This window comes from Ectothiorhodospira mobilis, assembly GCF_016584115.1.
GTDB lineage: Bacteria > Pseudomonadota > Gammaproteobacteria > Ectothiorhodospirales > Ectothiorhodospiraceae > Ectothiorhodospira > Ectothiorhodospira mobilis.
Genome location: NZ_NRSK01000117.1, coordinates 1 through 273, shown reverse-complemented (window position 1 = coordinate 273; position 273 = coordinate 1). Strand labels below are relative to the sequence as shown.

The window sequence follows — 273 nt, the reverse complement described above, 5'->3', positions numbered from 1 at the left end:
CAACGAGGCGTATCGCTATACCGTCGTCACCTACGACCACCTGCACGACTACCGCGCCGTGGTTGCGGACAACCTCACGCCAGAATTGATGCCATGACCCTCGCCATCTCGGTCGCGCACAACAATGCCCGTCTGCAGGCAACTGCAGATTATGCGGACACGGGCGCTCTCAACTCGCGCATCCGCCTCTACGACGCGGCAGACGTGCCGCTGGTCACGATAACGCTCGCCAAGCCGTGCGGTGCCATCGTGGCGAACAAGCTGGTACTGAAG

Annotated in this window: 1 protein-coding gene; it reads left to right on the top strand. The window is 61.9% G+C overall.

Going from position 1 to position 273, the window contains the following annotated elements:
* Positions 1–93: 93 nt before the first annotated feature.
* On the top strand, positions 94–273 hold a 180-nt coding region (locus CKO33_RS13350), incomplete at its 3' end, for a hypothetical protein (RefSeq protein ID WP_200182710.1).